This is a genomic window from Pseudomonas mosselii (assembly GCF_003205295.1).
In the GTDB taxonomy this organism is placed as follows: Bacteria; Pseudomonadota; Gammaproteobacteria; order Pseudomonadales; family Pseudomonadaceae; genus Aquipseudomonas; species Aquipseudomonas mosselii_B.
The window spans coordinates 60,757-75,501 of the sequence record NZ_QJRP01000005.1; the positions used below are offsets into that span (position 1 = coordinate 60,757).

Consider the following 14,745-nt stretch of genomic DNA (forward strand, 5'->3'; position numbering starts at 1 on the left):
TCCACCGGTCATGAGCATCACCCAGTTCAAGCACACCGACAACGCCATCCTGGACAGTTCCAACCCGGTCGCCGTGCCCCTCGGCGAGCCGGTCGCGGTCACCTCGGTCACTTGCGTCGAACGCAGTGACGGCGTCGAGACCGGGATCTGGGAGTGCACGCCGGGACGCTGGCGGCGACAGATCGTGCAGCAGGAGTTTTGCCATTTCATCAAGGGCCGCTGCACCTTCACGCCAGACGGCGGCGAGCCACTACTCATAGAAGCCGGAGACGCCCTGATGCTACCGGCCAACAGCCTCGGCACCTGGGATATCCAGGAGACCGTGCGCAAGACCTACGTACTGATCTTCTGATCCGCTGATCGCCTGCCTTCGATAACAACAGACAAAGCAAGGTAACCCCGACATGCGCACCTTCCTTCTCGCTCCCCTGATGCTGGCCGCAAGCGTTGCCAGCGCCGCCGACTCGGTGAAGATCTACAACTGGTCGAGCTACATCGCCCCCGACACCCTGAAGCAGTTCCAGCAAGCCAGCGGCATCGTGCCCACCTACGACGTGTTCGACAGCAACGAGACCCTCGACGGCAAGCTGATGACCGGCAACTCCGGCTACGACGTGGTGTTCCCCTCAAACCACTTCATGGCCCGGCAGATCCAGGGCAAGGCCCTGAAGAAGCTGGACAAGTCGCAGCTACCGAACTGGAAGAATCTCAACCCGGTGCTGCTCAAGGCCCTGGAGGTGAACGACCCGGGCAACCAGTACGGCTTCCCGTACCTGTGGGGCAGCACCGGGATCGGCTACAACATCGACAAGGTCAAGGCGGTGCTCGGCGACAACGCGCCCCTCGATTCGTGGGACCTGTTCTTCAAGCCCGAATATCTTTCCAAGCTCAAGAGCTGCGGCGTGGCGGTGCTGGACAACGGCCCCGAGCTGCTGCCAATCGCCCTGCACTACCTGGGCCTGCCGCACCACAGCCAGAACCCGGCCGACTACGACAAGGCCAAGGAACTGTTGATGAAGGTGCGCCCGTACATCAGTTACTTCCACTCCTCGAAGTACACCGGCGACCTGGCCAATGGCGACGTGTGCCTGGTGGTGGGCTTCTCGGGTGACGTGCTGCAGGCGAAGAACCGTGCCGAGGAGGCGAAGAATGGGGTGAAGGTGGGCTACTCGATCCCGAAGGAAGGCGCGCCGATGTGGTTCGACATGGTCGCCATGCCGGCCGATGCGCCCAACGAGAAGGCTGGCTACGCCTACATGAACTATCTGTTGCAGCCGCAGGTGATGGCGAACATCAGCAACTTCGTGCAGTACGCCAATGGCAACCAGCAGGCTGACGGGCTGGTGGACCCGGCGATGAAGGGCAACACGATGATCTATCCGAGCGCGGATGTGATGGGCAAGCTGTATGCCCTGGAGGCAATGCCGGCGAAGATCGACCGCATTCGCACACGCATCTGGACCAGTATCAAGGCCGGCAATTAATTTCGGATGCTGTGCAGCCACTGTGGGAGCGGGTTTACCCGCGAATGCGATGTTGAATGTACCGACGCATTCGCGGGTGAACCCGCTCCCACAGGTTAGGTGCAAGCCAGAAAAATCAGCTCACGGCCTGTACGATCAGTGATGCTCGCGAGTCGCGCGGAACTTGATATCCGGCCAGCGCTCTTCCATCAGCGAAAGGTTGACCCGGGTCGGGGCCAGGTAGGTCAGGTGACCGCCACCGTCGACGGCCAGGTTCTCCACGGCCTTGTTCTGGAATTCCTCGAGCTTCTTCTTGTCATCGCAGCTGATCCAGCGCGCCGACCAGACGGTGATTGGCTCGTAGGCGCACTCGACCTTGTATTCTTCCTTCAGGCGGCTGGCGACCACGTCGAACTGCAGCACACCGACCGCGCCGAGGATGATGTCGTTGCTGCGCTCGGGGAAGAACACCTGGGTCGCGCCCTCCTCGGCCAGCTGCTGCAGACCCTGGCGCAGTTGCTTGGATTTCAGCGGGTCCTTCAGGCGCACGCGGCGGAACAGCTCCGGGGCGAAGTGCGGGATACCGGTGAAGCCCAGTGCCTCGCCTTCGGTGAAGGTGTCGCCGATCTGGATGGTGCCGTGGTTGTGCAGGCCGATGATGTCGCCGGCGAAGGCCTCTTCCAGCTGCTCGCGCTCGGAGGAGAAGAACGTCAGCGCATCGCCGATACGCAGGTCCTTGCCGGTACGCACATGACGCATCTTCATGCCCTTCTCGTACTTGCCCGAGCAGATGCGCATGAAGGCGATACGGTCGCGGTGTTTCGGGTCCATGTTCGCCTGGATCTTGAACACGAAGCCTGAGAACTTCTCCTCCACCGGCTCCACGGTACGCTCGTGGGCGACACGGGCCAGCGGGCGCGGCGCCCAGTCGACAACAGCGTCGAGCACATGGTCGACACCGAAGTTGCCCAGTGCGGTACCAAAGAACACCGGCGTCAGCTGGCCATTGATGAACTCGTCCTGATCGAACTCATGGCAGGCACCCTGTACCAGCTCGAGCTGCTCGAGGAAACGATCGTACTCGTCACCGAGGTGCGCACGGGCTTCATCGGAGTCGAGCTTCTCGATGATCTTCACCTCGGTACGCTCATGGCCGTGGCCCGGGGTGTAGACGATGATGTAGTCGCCGGCCAGGTGGTACACGCCCTTGAAGTCGCGGTAGCAACCGATCGGCCAGGTGATCGGCGCGGCCTTGATCTTCAGCACCGCCTCGATTTCGTCGAGCAGTTCGATCGGGTCGCGGATGTCACGGTCGAGTTTGTTGATAAAGCTGACGATCGGCGTGTCGCGCAGGCGGCAGACGTCCATCAGGGCGATGGTACGCGGCTCTACACCTTTACCGCCGTCGAGCACCATCAGCGCCGAGTCCACCGCGGTCAGGGTGCGGTAGGTGTCTTCCGAGAAGTCCTCGTGGCCGGGGGTGTCGAGCAGGTTGATCATGTGCTCGCGGTAGGGGAACTGCATCACCGAGGTGGTGATGGAGATGCCGCGCTGCTTCTCCATTTCCATCCAGTCGGAGGTGGCGTGGCGGTCGGACTTGCGCGACTTCACGGTGCCCGCGACAGCGATCGCCTTGCCCATCAGCAGGAGCTTCTCGGTAATGGTGGTCTTACCGGCGTCGGGGTGGGAAATGATTGCGAAAGTGCGGCGCTTCGCGACTTCGGCGGCCTGGTTGGTCATGGGAAATCGCCTGACTGGGGATTCAAAAAGGGGCGATATCATACCTGAAGTCGGGGCATGGACCAAAATCTGCTGAACCCAATGCACCTGTTCCGGCCTCTTCGCGGGTAAACCCGCTCCCACAGGTGCTGCACAAGACTCAAAGACTGTGGGAATCCTGTGGGAGCGGGTTTACCCGCGAAAGGGCCAGTCATCGCTCAAGCGTCAGCCTGGTCACGACAAATGGCTACAAAGCAGTGTTTTCAACGCCTAGAGCGCATTAATCCGAAGTTTTCTCTCGACGCATTTCCATCTTTCCAGTGATTAGCACTGGCCAAATGCCGCCCCAGATGGGAACCTTTCCCTCCACGGAGACGTCCACTCCCCTGCAACCCGCTTCGGTTCAGGGCTGGTTTCACCTGCTTCACGAGCCCGACGGGGTTCGGCTCATGGCCTGATGCCGCGCATCGGGCTGCTGCTCGCGACCACGCTGCCCGCCGCCAGGAATGGCCGGCCGCACGGGGGTGTGATCGCCGACTATAAAAAAGGAGTCCGCCTGTGGCTGCACGCTACGGAAAAGGGCTGTTGGGATGGGCCGCCGCGCTCGTCATCCTGGCCCTGCTGGTCCACTGGATCGGCATCGATACGATCACGCGCTACCGCGACGATCTTGGGTTCTACCTGCAAGCGCACCTGGTACTGGTGCTGGCTTCGATGGCGGCGGCGTTGGCCGTGGGCATCCCTGCCGGCATTGCCTTGAGTCGACCGCACAGGGTCGACAAAGCCGAACGCTTCATGCAGTTTTTCAACGTAGGCAACACCATCCCTCCCCTGGCCGTCCTGGCCATCGCCCTGAGTATCCTGGGCATCGGCGCAGGTCCTGCGATCTTCGCGCTGTTCCTCGCCTCATTGCTGCCCATCGTGCGCAACACCTACGAGGGCCTGAAGAACGTCCCCACTTCGCTCAAGGAAGCCGCCACCGGCATCGGCATGACCCCGCGCCAGCAACTGTGGCAGGTGGAGTTGCCCAATGCCGTGCCGATCATCGTCGGCGGGGTGCGCGTGGCCCTGGCGCTGAACGTGGGTACTGCACCGCTGGCGTTCCTGATCGGCGCCAACAGCCTGGGCAGCCTGATCTTCCCCGGCATCGCCCTGAACAACCAGCCGCAGCTGTTGCTGGGTGCCGCGTGTACCGCGCTGCTGGCCCTGGCGCTCGACGCGCTGGTGAGTTTCTCCAGCAAACGCTGGCTGGAACGCGGCCTGGCCCGATAACAAGAGGGAAACCATGAAGAAGACAATCGCCCTGTTGCTGGGCGCGGCCCTGCTATGCGCAGGCTTTGCCCAGGCGGCGGAAAAACCGCTGATCCGCATCGGCGCCCGGGTGTTCACCGAACAGTCCGTGCTTGCCGAAATCACCGCCCAGTACCTGCGCGCCAACGGCTTCGACGTGCGGGTGACCGCAGGCCTTGGCAGCAACATCGCCCGCCAGGCCCAGGAAACCGGTCAGCTCGACCTGATGTGGGAATACACCGGGGTCTCGCTGGTGTCCTACAACCATATCGACGAACGCATGCCCAGCGCCGCAGCCACCTATGCCCGGGTCAAGGCACTCGATGCGAAGAAAGGACTGGTCTGGCTGGCCCCGTCGAAATTCAGCAACACCTACGCCCTGGGGCTGCCCAGGCAGGTCGCTGCGGCCTACCCGCAAGTCAACACCATCAGCGATCTCAACCAGGTGCTGCGTGACGAGCCCGACCGCAACCACCTGGTTGCCCTGGACACCGAGTTCGCCAACCGCCCCGATGGCCTGGTCGGCCTGCGCGAGATGTACGGGCTGCCCCTGGACCGGCGCAACATCCGCCAGATGGATGGCGGCCTGGTCTACACCGCGATGCGCAACAACCAGGTGTTCGCCGGCCTGGTCTACACCACCGACGGGCGCCTGGACGCCTTCGACCTCAAGCTGCTGGAAGACGACAAGCACTATTTCCCCGACTACACCGCAGCGCCCGTGCTGCGCAAGGCGGTGCTCGACGCCCACCCGCAACTGGCCACCCTGCTCGAACCGCTGGCCAATCAGCTCGACGACCAGACCATGCGCAAGCTCAACGCCCAGGTCGATGTCGAGCACCAGAGCCCGACCGTGGTCGCCGCAGCGTTCCTGCGTGAGCATTCACTCGGCGAGGTACAACCATGAACCTGATCGACACCTTCGCCCACCTCGACTGGGCCCAGGTCCTCGAACTGACCTGGCAGCACATCATGCTGGTCGGCATTGCGGTGAGCCTGGCGATCCTCGTCGGCGTGCCGCTGGGTATCCTGATGACGCGGTTTCCGGTGTTCGCCGGCCCGCTCCAGGCCAGCGCCACGGTGTTGCTGACCATCCCCTCGATCGCCCTGTTCGGCCTGCTGCTGCCGTTCTACTCGAAGTTCGGCCAGGGCCTGGGGCCGCTGCCGGCGATCACCGCCGTGTTCCTTTATTCACTGCTGCCGATCCTGCGCAACACCTACCTGGCCCTGACCAACGTCGAGCCGGGCATCCGCGAAGCCGCCCGCGGCATCGGCATGACCTTCGGCCAGCGCCTGCGCATGGTCGAGCTGCCAATCGCCGTGCCGGTAATCCTGGCCGGCGTGCGCACCGCCGTGGTGATGAACATCGGCGTGATGACCATCGCCGCGACCATCGGCGCCGGCGGCCTGGGCGTGCTCATCCTCACCGCCATCAGCCGCAGCGACATGTCGATGCTGCTGGTCGGCGCCGTGCTGGTCAGCCTGCTGGCAATCATCGCCGACCTGTTCCTGCAAACCCTGCAACGTGCCCTGACTCCGGAAGGACTGCGCCCATGATCGAACTGAAGAACCTCAGCAAGACCTTCAACGTCAACGGCAAGGACGTCAAAGCCGTCGACTCGGTAAGCCTCACTGTCAACGAAGGCGAGATCTGCGTATTCCTCGGCCCCTCGGGCTGCGGCAAGAGCACCACGCTGAAGATGATCAACCGCCTGATCACCCCGACCTCCGGCCAGGTGTTCATCAATGGCGAGGACACCAGTGCGCTGGACGAAGTGACCCTGCGCCGGCATATCGGCTACGTGATCCAGCAGATCGGCCTGTTCCCGAACATGACCATCGAGGAGAACATCACCGTGGTGCCACGCCTGCTCGGCTGGGACAAGCAGCGCTGCCACGACCGCGCCCGCGAGCTAATGCACATGATCAAGCTCGAGCCCAAGCAGTACCTGCAGCGCTACCCACGCGAGCTCTCCGGCGGCCAGCAGCAGCGCATCGGCGTGATCCGCGCCCTGGCCGCCGAGGCGCCGGTGCTGCTGATGGACGAGCCGTTCGGCGCGGTCGACCCGATCAACCGCGAGATGATCCAGAACGAGTTCTTCGAGATGCAGCGGGCACTGAACAAGACCGTGATCATGGTCAGCCACGACATCGACGAGGCCATCAAGCTGGGCGACAAGATCGCCATCTTCCGTGCCGGCAAGCTGCTGCAGCTGGATCACCCGGACACCTTGCTGGCCCATCCGGTGGACGATTTCGTCAGCAACTTCGTCGGCCAGGACAGCACGTTGAAACGCCTGCTGCTGGTGCGTGCCGAGGATGCCGCGGACAACGCGCCGTCGGTGAGCCCGGGAACAGCGGTGAACGATGCGCTGGAGCTGCTGGATGAGCATGACCGGCGCTACGTGGTGGTCACCGATGGGCAGAACAAGGCGCTGGGCTATGTACGCAGGCGCGACATGCACCGCCAGCAAGGGACGTGCGGGGATTTCCTGCGGACGTTCAATGCCACCGCGGCCCATGACGAGCACTTGCGCATCCTGCTGTCGCGGATGTACGAGTTCAACCGGGCATGGTTGCCGGTGCTGGATGCCGAAGGGATGTTCTTGGGGGAGGTGACGCAGGAGTCGATTGCGGCGTACCTGAGTTCCGGGCGCTCGCGGGGGGCGAAGACCAGTATCGTGTCGCCTGCCGAGGCAGTGGCCTCCTGATAGAACGCCGGGGCCGCTGTGCGGCCCATCGCGACACAAGGCCGCTCCCACAGGTACTGCGCCGGCCTGGAGGCTGATGCTGTACCTGTGGGAGCGGCCTTGCCGAGGCGTCGGACCGGTCGGAAAGGGGCGCAAAGCGCCCCGGCAATCTCGAATCAGAACCCGACACTGGCCTGCACATAGAACGTGCGCGGCTCACCCACATAGATCCCGGCATTGTTATCGCTGGAGCGGGTGAAGTACTGCTTGTCGAAGAGGTTCTTCACCCCCGCCGCCAGCTTCAGGTTCGACAGCTGCGGCCCGAAGTCATACCCGCCACGGGCATGCCAGGTCACGTACCCCGGAATATCGCCATACTGTCCGTCGGCGCTCGGCTCGGTAATGTAGTTGCCGTTGAAGCTGCCGTTGGCGTTCATCCCGGTGCCCGGTGCGCGTTGCTTGGATTGGGCGTAGGCGTCCAGGTTCCAGGTCCAGCGGTTGACCGCGTAACGCAGCCCGGCAGTGGCCACCTGGCGCGAGTAGAACGGCAGGTCACGGCCCTTGAAGCCGGGAATCTCGCCTTCATAGGTAGCGCGGGTATAGGTGTAGCCACCATTGACCGACAGGCCTTCCAGGCGCGGGTCAAGCCCGGCCAGGTCGTAGCGCACCGAGGCCTCGATGCCTTGGTGCTTGGTCGCCCCCAGGTTGGTCCAGCCGATGTCGTTGCTGATGTATTGCAGCTCGTCGTCGAAGTCGATGTAGAACGCGGTCAGCTCACCGGCAAAACCACCGTCGTCATAGCGCGTACCCACCTCATAGGTCTTGGCTTTCTCCGGCTCCAGGCCATTGGCCGTGTTGTTGCCGGTGCCGCCCTGGCCCAGCTGGAAGTACTGCAGGCTGCCGAACGAGGTCTCGTAGTTGGCGAACAGCTTCCAGGCGTCGGACATGTGGTACATCACGCTCAGCGCCGGCAGCGGTTCGTTGCTGGTGATGCTGCGGTTCTTCTCCGGCACCGGACGGTAGTTGGCGTCCATCACCGGGCGGTCGCGCCAGTCGGTGTTGATGTGCTCGAAGCGGATGCCCGGGGTGATGGTCCAGTTGCCGACGTCGATCTTGTCGTCAATGTAGTAAGCGCTGGCCTCGGTGCCGCCGCTGCGGTCCTGGAACACATGGCCGTCGGAGGTCGGGGTCACGGTGGGCACATTGTCGACCAGGGCCAGGCGTGTGGACTGCTCGCGCATGGCTTCCTTCAGGTAGCGATAGCCGACGCTGACTTCCTGGGTGGTCGGGCCGACGAAGAAGATCCGCGACAGGCGTGGCTCGATGGCGAAAGTGTGGTAGTTGCGCGGGTACGAGGACAGGGTCTTCATGTCGCGCGCGGCAATGGCGCTGCCGCGGAAGCTGTCGGTGTAGTAGGTCAGCACCTCGAACTGGGTGGCGTCGTCGATCTGGCGCAGCCACTTGAACGACACATCCTTGCGTCGACCACTGAAGTAGTCGTAGTCGCGCACCGACTGGTAGGGGTCGTGGTCGTACTGGGCCTGGGTCAGGCCACCAGGCATGTCGGCACGGCCGTCGTAGTAGTGGAAGTTGAGCCAGAACTCGTCGACATCGGTCGGCGCCCAGTGGGTCTTGAGCATCACGTCGTCGATATCGTTGTCGTTGTTGCTGCTGCGGTAACCGTCACCGTTCACGCCGGTGTACAGCAGCGCCACGCCCATGCCGTTGTCGGCGGTGCCACCAACGAAGGCCGACTCGGTGTGCTTCCAGCCGCCATGGCGGGAAGTCTCCAGGGTGGTGGACAACTCGCCGGTGGCCTTCTCGGGAATGGCCCGGGTCACGAAGTTGATCACCCCGCCGACGTTCTGCGGGCCGTAGCGCACGGAACCGGCGCCGCGCACCACATCGATGCTGTCGAGGTTGCCCGAGGAGATCGGCGCCATCGACAGCTGCGGCTGGCCGTAAGGGGCGAAGGCCGCCGGGATGCCGTCGATCAGCACGGTCGAGCGCGGCGACAGGCGCGAGGTAAGACCGCGCACGCCGACGTTCAGCGACAGGTCGCTGCCACCGGTGCCGTTGGAGTCCTGCACCTGCACGCCGGGGATGCCGCGCAGGGCGTCGCGCACGTTCATCGTGCCCTTCTCCACCATCGCTTCGCGGCGCACCACGGTACGGGCGCCGGGATGGTTCTGCACCACGCTCTGCTGGGCGTCGCCCAGCCAGTCACCGACCACTTTCACATCGGTGGGCGCCAGCTCCAGGCTGCCGGTGGTCAGGCTGCCGGCGGCCTGGACCGGCTTGACCACCACGGTGTCCGCGGACTGCTCGAAAGTCAGCCCGCTGCCTTGCAGCAGTTGCTGCAGGGCCTGCTCCGGCGCCAGGTCGCCGGACACCGCCGGTGCCTGCTTGCCGTCCACCAGTTCGGGGCTGAAGAACAGTTGCAGGTTGGTCTGCTGGCCCAGCTGCTTGAGTGCGCCCGCCAATGGCTGGGCCTGGATCTGGATGCTGTCGGCGTAGCTGTTGCCGGCGGCGGCGCTGACCGCCAGGGCCAGCGCCAGGCGGCGCAGCTGGAGAAGGGGCTTATTGTTGTTCACGTCTTCGAGAGGTCCTGAGAGTCGGGATAAACGCCAACCGCATGCAAATGGAAATGCTTGGCAGTTGCAGCTGGCGGGGAAGACGAACGAACGGAAAAAAACCTGAATTTATTTCAGAACAATTTCGCTGGAGCCGTCCGGGCGGGTCTTCACCTGCACCGGCAGGATGCTCGGCAGCGCCCGCAGCAGCGCGTCCGGGTCGTCGGTGCTGAAGGTGCTCGACAGGCGCAGCGCGGCAGCCTTGCCGGGTGTCACATGCAGCGGCTGGGCGCGGTAGCGCGAAACCTGCGCCACCACCTCGCTCAGCGGCGCGTTGTCGAACACCAGCTTGCCCTGGCGCCAGGCGGTCACGGCGTTGACATCGATGGCATAGGGCGCGGCGACCTTGCCCTGGGCGTCGATGTGCGAACCCTGCCCGGCACCGAGCAGCGCCAGCGACTCGGCTGCGCCCTGCACCTTCACCGACCCCTGCTCCACCGCCACGCGGGTACTGGTCGGCTCCTGGCGTACATCGAAGCGGGTGCCGGTGACGGTGACTTCACCCTGGGCTGTGCTCACCACGAATGGTCGACCGCTGTCGTGGGCGACGATGAACATCGCCTCGCCCGCGCCCAGACGCACATGGCGCTGCCCCGCAGAGAACATCACCTGCACCTGGGTGGCACTGTTGAGTTCCAGCCGTGAGCCGTCCGGCAGTTCGACCTGACGCCGCTCGCCCTGGGCCGTGCTCAACGTGTCCTGGTGATTGAGCTGCTGATACTGCCAACCCGTCCAGCCCAGCCCCAGCGCGACCACCGCCACGCCGGCCGCCAATGCCTGGCGCAGCAGGCGGCGGCGCGCAAGCGGGCGCACCGGCTCGGGCTGGCACAGCGCTTCGAGGCGTTGTCGGGGGATGAAATCGGTGGCGCGCCACAGCCGTACCAGATGCTGGTATTCCTCACGATGGCGTGGGTGCTGCGCGAGCCATGCCTGCAAGGCCTGCTGCACGGCACTGTCATGCGGCGCCTCCTGGGCCTGGGCGAACCAGCTGGCCGCCTGCTCGCCCACGGGATCGGGCGCATGCTGTCTGATCAATGGGGTCTCCTGACTCATCTGGCCGACACATCCAGGTGCTCACGCAGATGTCGGAGCGTGCGGATCATATACTTTTCGACCATGTTCTTGGTCAAACCCATGCGCTCGGCGATCTCGGCCTGGGTCAGGCCCTCGAGCTTCTGCCAGATGAACACCCGACGGCAGTTGAGCGGCAGCTCGGCCAGCGCTCGCTCGACGCTGTCGGCCAGTTCCAGGGCATGCACATAGGCCTCCGGGTCGCTGCCATTGGCGTCGCCGTCGGTGAACGCCTCAAGTTCCAGCGCCTGGCGACGGTCCTCGCGGCGAAAGCCATCGACGGCAATGTTGCGGGCGGTCTGGTGCAGGTAGGCACGCGGCTGCTCGACCTGCTCGTTGGGGTTTTCCAGAACCCGGACAAAGGCGTCGTGAGTGAGGTCCTCGGCCTGCTGACGACTGCGCAACTTGCGCGTCCAGGTGCCGATCAGCTCATGGTAGTGGTCGAGGAAGCCTTTGTGTCCGGACACGGTCAGGGTCGTCAGGGAGGCAGATGAGGTCGCGAATAGTAATGTTTCTCATCAATGACGGCAATCGGCCCAGCCCTAAGCCGACCAAGGGTGTTTTCCGGCGCCGGTAACAAAAAATTTATGGCGGATTCGAAAAAAATGACGGGCGTACTGGCGTGGCCATAAATATGAACACCTGCCGGTTTTTTACCGATCCTCAGCCGACGCCGACAAACGGCCGCCTGCGAGTAATTCGGCTCTTTCGCGGCGAAAGCCAGCCAACATGCAAAGAACCCAGCTATCAGCCGTTCGCGTCCAGATCGCCACCTATTCCACAATTTTTAACGCTTGTGGCCTTTTGCGGAACATCCACGCCACGCATCGGTCGGTTATTGCAGCGATGGGGCGTCGATACACGACCAACACCCCGGACCTGCCTGTTGATCTTGCGGTTTTCACGCCCTAAAGTGCGCGCCGAACGTCCATGCTGGAAACGATCCATCCGGCTCAAGTACTGACGACGAGACAGCAAGGTCACCCGCCGCCCTTCCCTGGCACGGTTGACCTTTTTGCTTTCGGCGACATGCCTTGGGAAGTAGGCGAACCAAAGTGGGGATACGGAGGACGTTCAGTTTGCTGCCACTTATCTTTTCAGTTTGCCCATGGAGCCCTTGAGCATGTCGATCCAGGTCGAAGACTACTTTGCGCGTGACACCTTCCAGAAAATGAAGGCGTTCGCCGACAAGCAGGAAACCCCGTTCGTACTCATCGATACCCAGATGATCAGCCAGGCCTATGACGACCTGCGCGCCGGTTTCGAGTTCGCCAAGGTCTACTACGCGGTCAAGGCCAACCCGGCGGTCGAGATCATCGACCTGCTCAAGGAAAAAGGCTCGAGCTTCGACATCGCCTCGATCTACGAGCTGGACAAGGTGCTGGGCCGTGGCGTCAGCGCCGATCGCATCAGCTACGGCAACACCATCAAGAAGTCCAAGGACATCCGCTACTTCTTCGAGAAGGGCGTGCGCCTGTACGCCACCGACTCCGAAGCGGACCTGCGCAACATTGCCAAGGCCGCGCCAGGCTCAAAGGTCTATGTGCGCATCCTCACCGAAGGCTCCACCACCGCCGACTGGCCGCTGTCGCGCAAATTCGGCTGCCAGACCGACATGGCCATGGACTTGCTGATTCTCGCCCGCGACCTGGGCCTGGTGCCCTACGGCATCTCCTTCCACGTAGGCTCCCAGCAGCGCGACATCAGCGTGTGGGACGCGGCCATCGCCAAGGTCAAGGTGATCTTCGAACGCCTGAAGGAAGAAGACGGCATCGAACTGAAGCTGATCAACATGGGTGGCGGCTTCCCGGCCAACTACATCACCCGCACCAACAGCCTCGAAACCTACGCCGAAGAGATCATCCGCTTCCTCAAGGAAGACTTCGGCGACGACCTGCCGGAAATCATCCTCGAGCCTGGCCGTTCGCTGATCGCCAACGCCGGCATCCTTGTCAGCGAAGTGGTGCTGGTGGCACGCAAGTCGCGCACCGCGGTCGAGCGCTGGATCTACACCGACGTGGGCAAGTTCTCCGGCCTGATCGAAACCATGGACGAGGCGATCAAGTTCCCGATCTGGACCGAGAAGAAAGGCGAGACCGAGGAAGTGGTGATCGCCGGCCCCACCTGCGACAGCGCCGACATCATGTACGAGAACTACAAGTACGGCCTGCCGCTGAACCTGGCCATCGGCGATCGCCTGTACTGGTTGTCCACCGGTGCCTACACCACGAGCTACAGCGCAGTGGAGTTCAACGGCTTCCCGCCGCTGAAGGCTTACTACCTGTAAGCACAACGGGGCCGCAAGGCCCCGTTTTCATTTGCCGGTCCAAACTGCCTCGCGTGCCCCTGTAGGAGCGCCCTTTCGCGACACAAGGCCGCTCCTACAGGTGTGGCGCTAGCCTTAGAATCCGCGCTGCTCAATCTCCTCGGCATAGCGCGCCGCATGGACCATCAGCGCCGGCCCCGCCCCCTGCAACGTCACCAGCGCACTGCGCAGGAAATTCAGGTTGCCCTCGACCCTGGCCCGCTCCAGCCAAGGCCCGGCCTCGCCGATCTCCCCGCGCTCGACCAGCACCAGCGCCAGGCTGAACATTCCGCGAAAATCCCCCGCCTCGGCCGAACGCCGATACCAGCGCACCGCCCGGGCAGGGCTCGGTGCAGTGGCAATGCCCTGCTCCAGGTAGCGCCCATACAGGTTCATCGACTTGGCATGCCCCAGCTGCGCCGCTTTCTCGTAGCACATCAACGCCTGGGCCTGATCGGCCGGCACCCCACGCCCGGTGGCCAGCAGGTTGGCCAGGTTGTACATCCCCCAATCCAGGCCGGCGTCGGCCGCACGGGCATAGTGAATGGCCGCTTGCGCAAGATCCACCTCGCCACCCCAGCCGTGCTCCAGGCACCGTCCGAGCATGTTGTGGGCCATGGCGCTGCCGCCCTGGGCGGCAATGCCGAACCAACGACGGGCCACGCCGGCATCCTCTTCGATACCGCGCCCATCGAGCAGGATCTGCCCAAGCAGCAACTGCGCCTCGACCACCCCCTGCCCCGCCGCCGCCAGGATCGCCTGGGCGGCCTGGCCCGGACTGTGCTCGAGCATCGCCTGCAACCCGGCCACATCCACCACATCCTCACGTCGTAACTGATAGGACACGGCTCAGACCTCGGCCCAGCGGCGCAGCAGGTTGTGATAGGTGCCGGTCAGCTGCAGCAGCGACGGATGCTCGGGCACATCGGCGGTGAGCTGGCGGACCGCATTGTCCATCTCGAACAGCAAGGTGCGCTGGCTGTCCTCGCGCACCAGGCTCTGGGTCCAGAAGAACGCCGCATAGCGCGCCCCGCGGGTGACCGGGTTGACCTTGTGCAGGCTGGTGCCGGGGTACAGCACCATGTCGCCGGCGGCCAGCTTGACCTCGCGCACGCCATAGGTGTCCTGGATCACCAGCTCGCCACCGTCGTAGCTGTCCGGGTCGCTGAGGAACAGCGTCGAGGACAGGTCGGTGCGCACCCGCTCCGGGCTGCCCTTGGGCTGGCGTAGGGCGTTGTCGATGTGGAAGTCGAAATTGCCCCCTTCGCGGTAGCAGTTGATCAGCGGCGGGAACACCTTGTGCGGCAGCGCCGCCGACATGAACAACGGGTTGCGCCACAGCCGCTCGATCAGCGCGCCGCCGATTTCCTTGGCCAGCGCATGGCCCTCGGGCAACTGCAGGTTGTGCTTGGCCTTGGCCGACTGGTACCCCGCGGTGATCTTGCCGTCGGCCCAGTCGGCCTGTTCCAGGGCCTCGCGAATGCGCGAGATCTCGTCGGCGTCGAACAGCCCGGGAATATGAAGCAGCATGGCGGCGGCACCAGGTATGACTGAAGGGACGCCAATGATATTGA

Annotated in this window: 13 protein-coding genes; 7 read left to right on the forward strand and 6 right to left on the reverse strand. The window is 63.8% G+C overall.

The genetic code is table 11. The annotated features are described in order from the left end of the window. The first annotated feature begins 10 nt into the window (after positions 1–10). Both DMX06_RS06550 and DMX06_RS06555 read left to right on the forward strand, forming a co-directional pair. Positions 11–352, forward strand: coding sequence for a cupin domain-containing protein (locus DMX06_RS06550; protein WP_110735734.1), 342 nt, complete (start codon positions 11–13; stop codon positions 350–352). Positions 353–404: 52 nt separating this feature from the next. Further along, positions 405–1,484, forward strand: a complete 1,080-nt coding sequence (locus tag DMX06_RS06555; RefSeq protein ID WP_110735736.1) for a polyamine ABC transporter substrate-binding protein — start codon at positions 405–407, stop codon at positions 1,482–1,484. Between the two features lie 135 nt (positions 1,485–1,619). On the opposite strand, the gene DMX06_RS06565 is transcribed toward DMX06_RS06555, so the two are convergent. Then, the gene (locus DMX06_RS06565; protein WP_110735740.1) at positions 1,620–3,203 is read right to left on the reverse strand and encodes a peptide chain release factor 3; all 1,584 of its coding nucleotides are present in this window, start codon (positions 3,201–3,203) and stop codon (positions 1,620–1,622) included. A 537-nt stretch (positions 3,204–3,740) separates the two neighbouring features. Here DMX06_RS06565 and DMX06_RS06575 point away from each other — a divergent pair. From DMX06_RS06575 to DMX06_RS06590, 4 genes are read left to right on the forward strand one after another with little or no spacing between them, the layout of a single operon-like run. After that, entirely contained in the window at positions 3,741–4,454 is a 714-nt protein-coding gene (locus tag DMX06_RS06575) for an ABC transporter permease (protein ID WP_110735742.1), read from the forward strand. A 13-nt stretch (positions 4,455–4,467) separates the two neighbouring features. After that, complete coding sequence (locus DMX06_RS06580) at positions 4,468–5,379, forward strand: glycine betaine ABC transporter substrate-binding protein (protein ID WP_110735744.1); 912 nt, start codon at positions 4,468–4,470, stop codon at positions 5,377–5,379. Further along, positions 5,376–6,029 (forward strand): ABC transporter permease, encoded by a 654-nt coding sequence (locus DMX06_RS06585; protein ID WP_110735746.1) that lies wholly within the window; start codon positions 5,376–5,378, stop codon positions 6,027–6,029. Before DMX06_RS06580 ends, DMX06_RS06585 begins: the two co-directional genes overlap by 4 nt. Then, positions 6,026–7,183, forward strand: coding sequence for an osmoprotectant ABC transporter ATP-binding protein OsmV (locus DMX06_RS06590; protein WP_110735748.1), 1,158 nt, complete (start codon positions 6,026–6,028; stop codon positions 7,181–7,183). Before DMX06_RS06585 ends, DMX06_RS06590 begins: the two co-directional genes overlap by 4 nt. 155 nt (positions 7,184–7,338) lie before the next feature. On the opposite strand, the gene DMX06_RS06595 is transcribed toward DMX06_RS06590, so the two are convergent. The 3 genes from DMX06_RS06595 to DMX06_RS06605 form a co-directional block, all read right to left on the reverse strand. Continuing rightward, complete coding sequence (locus DMX06_RS06595; RefSeq protein ID WP_110735750.1) at positions 7,339–9,756, reverse strand: TonB-dependent siderophore receptor; 2,418 nt, start codon at positions 9,754–9,756, stop codon at positions 7,339–7,341. 108 nt (positions 9,757–9,864) lie between these two features. Next, positions 9,865–10,827 (reverse strand): FecR family protein, encoded by a 963-nt coding sequence (locus DMX06_RS06600; RefSeq protein ID WP_110735942.1) that lies wholly within the window; start codon positions 10,825–10,827, stop codon positions 9,865–9,867. Between the two features lie 17 nt (positions 10,828–10,844). Continuing rightward, a complete protein-coding gene (locus DMX06_RS06605) occupies positions 10,845–11,333 on the reverse strand; it encodes a sigma-70 family RNA polymerase sigma factor (protein WP_110735752.1) in 489 nt (162 codons plus the stop codon). 656 nt (positions 11,334–11,989) lie between these two features. On the opposite strand from DMX06_RS06605, the gene DMX06_RS06610 reads away from it, so the two are divergent. Then, positions 11,990–13,153 (forward strand): type III PLP-dependent enzyme, encoded by a 1,164-nt coding sequence (locus DMX06_RS06610; RefSeq protein WP_110735754.1) that lies wholly within the window; start codon positions 11,990–11,992, stop codon positions 13,151–13,153. A 114-nt stretch (positions 13,154–13,267) separates the two neighbouring features. On the opposite strand, the gene DMX06_RS06615 is transcribed toward DMX06_RS06610, so the two are convergent. Both DMX06_RS06615 and DMX06_RS06620 read right to left on the reverse strand, forming a co-directional pair. After that, positions 13,268–14,017, reverse strand: coding sequence for a tetratricopeptide repeat protein (locus DMX06_RS06615; RefSeq protein ID WP_110735756.1), 750 nt, complete (start codon positions 14,015–14,017; stop codon positions 13,268–13,270). Positions 14,018–14,020: 3 nt separating this feature from the next. After that, positions 14,021–14,701 (reverse strand): Fe2+-dependent dioxygenase, encoded by a 681-nt coding sequence (locus DMX06_RS06620; RefSeq protein ID WP_110735758.1) that lies wholly within the window; start codon positions 14,699–14,701, stop codon positions 14,021–14,023. Positions 14,702–14,745: the final 44 nt, after the last annotated feature.

Coding starts and splice junctions, on each gene's coding strand:
- DMX06_RS06550 (WP_110735734.1), top strand. CDS start 11: ATGAGCATCACCCAGTTCAAGCACACCGACAACGCCATCCTGGACAGT.
- DMX06_RS06555 (WP_110735736.1), top strand. CDS start 405: ATGCGCACCTTCCTTCTCGCTCCCCTGATGCTGGCCGCAAGCGTTGCC.
- DMX06_RS06565 (WP_110735740.1), bottom strand. CDS start 3,203: ATGACCAACCAGGCCGCCGAAGTCGCGAAGCGCCGCACTTTCGCAATC.
- DMX06_RS06580 (WP_110735744.1), top strand. CDS start 4,468: ATGAAGAAGACAATCGCCCTGTTGCTGGGCGCGGCCCTGCTATGCGCA.
- DMX06_RS06585 (WP_110735746.1), top strand. CDS start 5,376: ATGAACCTGATCGACACCTTCGCCCACCTCGACTGGGCCCAGGTCCTC.
- DMX06_RS06590 (WP_110735748.1), top strand. CDS start 6,026: ATGATCGAACTGAAGAACCTCAGCAAGACCTTCAACGTCAACGGCAAG.
- DMX06_RS06610 (WP_110735754.1), top strand. CDS start 11,990: ATGTCGATCCAGGTCGAAGACTACTTTGCGCGTGACACCTTCCAGAAA.
- DMX06_RS06620 (WP_110735758.1), bottom strand. CDS start 14,701: ATGCTGCTTCATATTCCCGGGCTGTTCGACGCCGACGAGATCTCGCGC.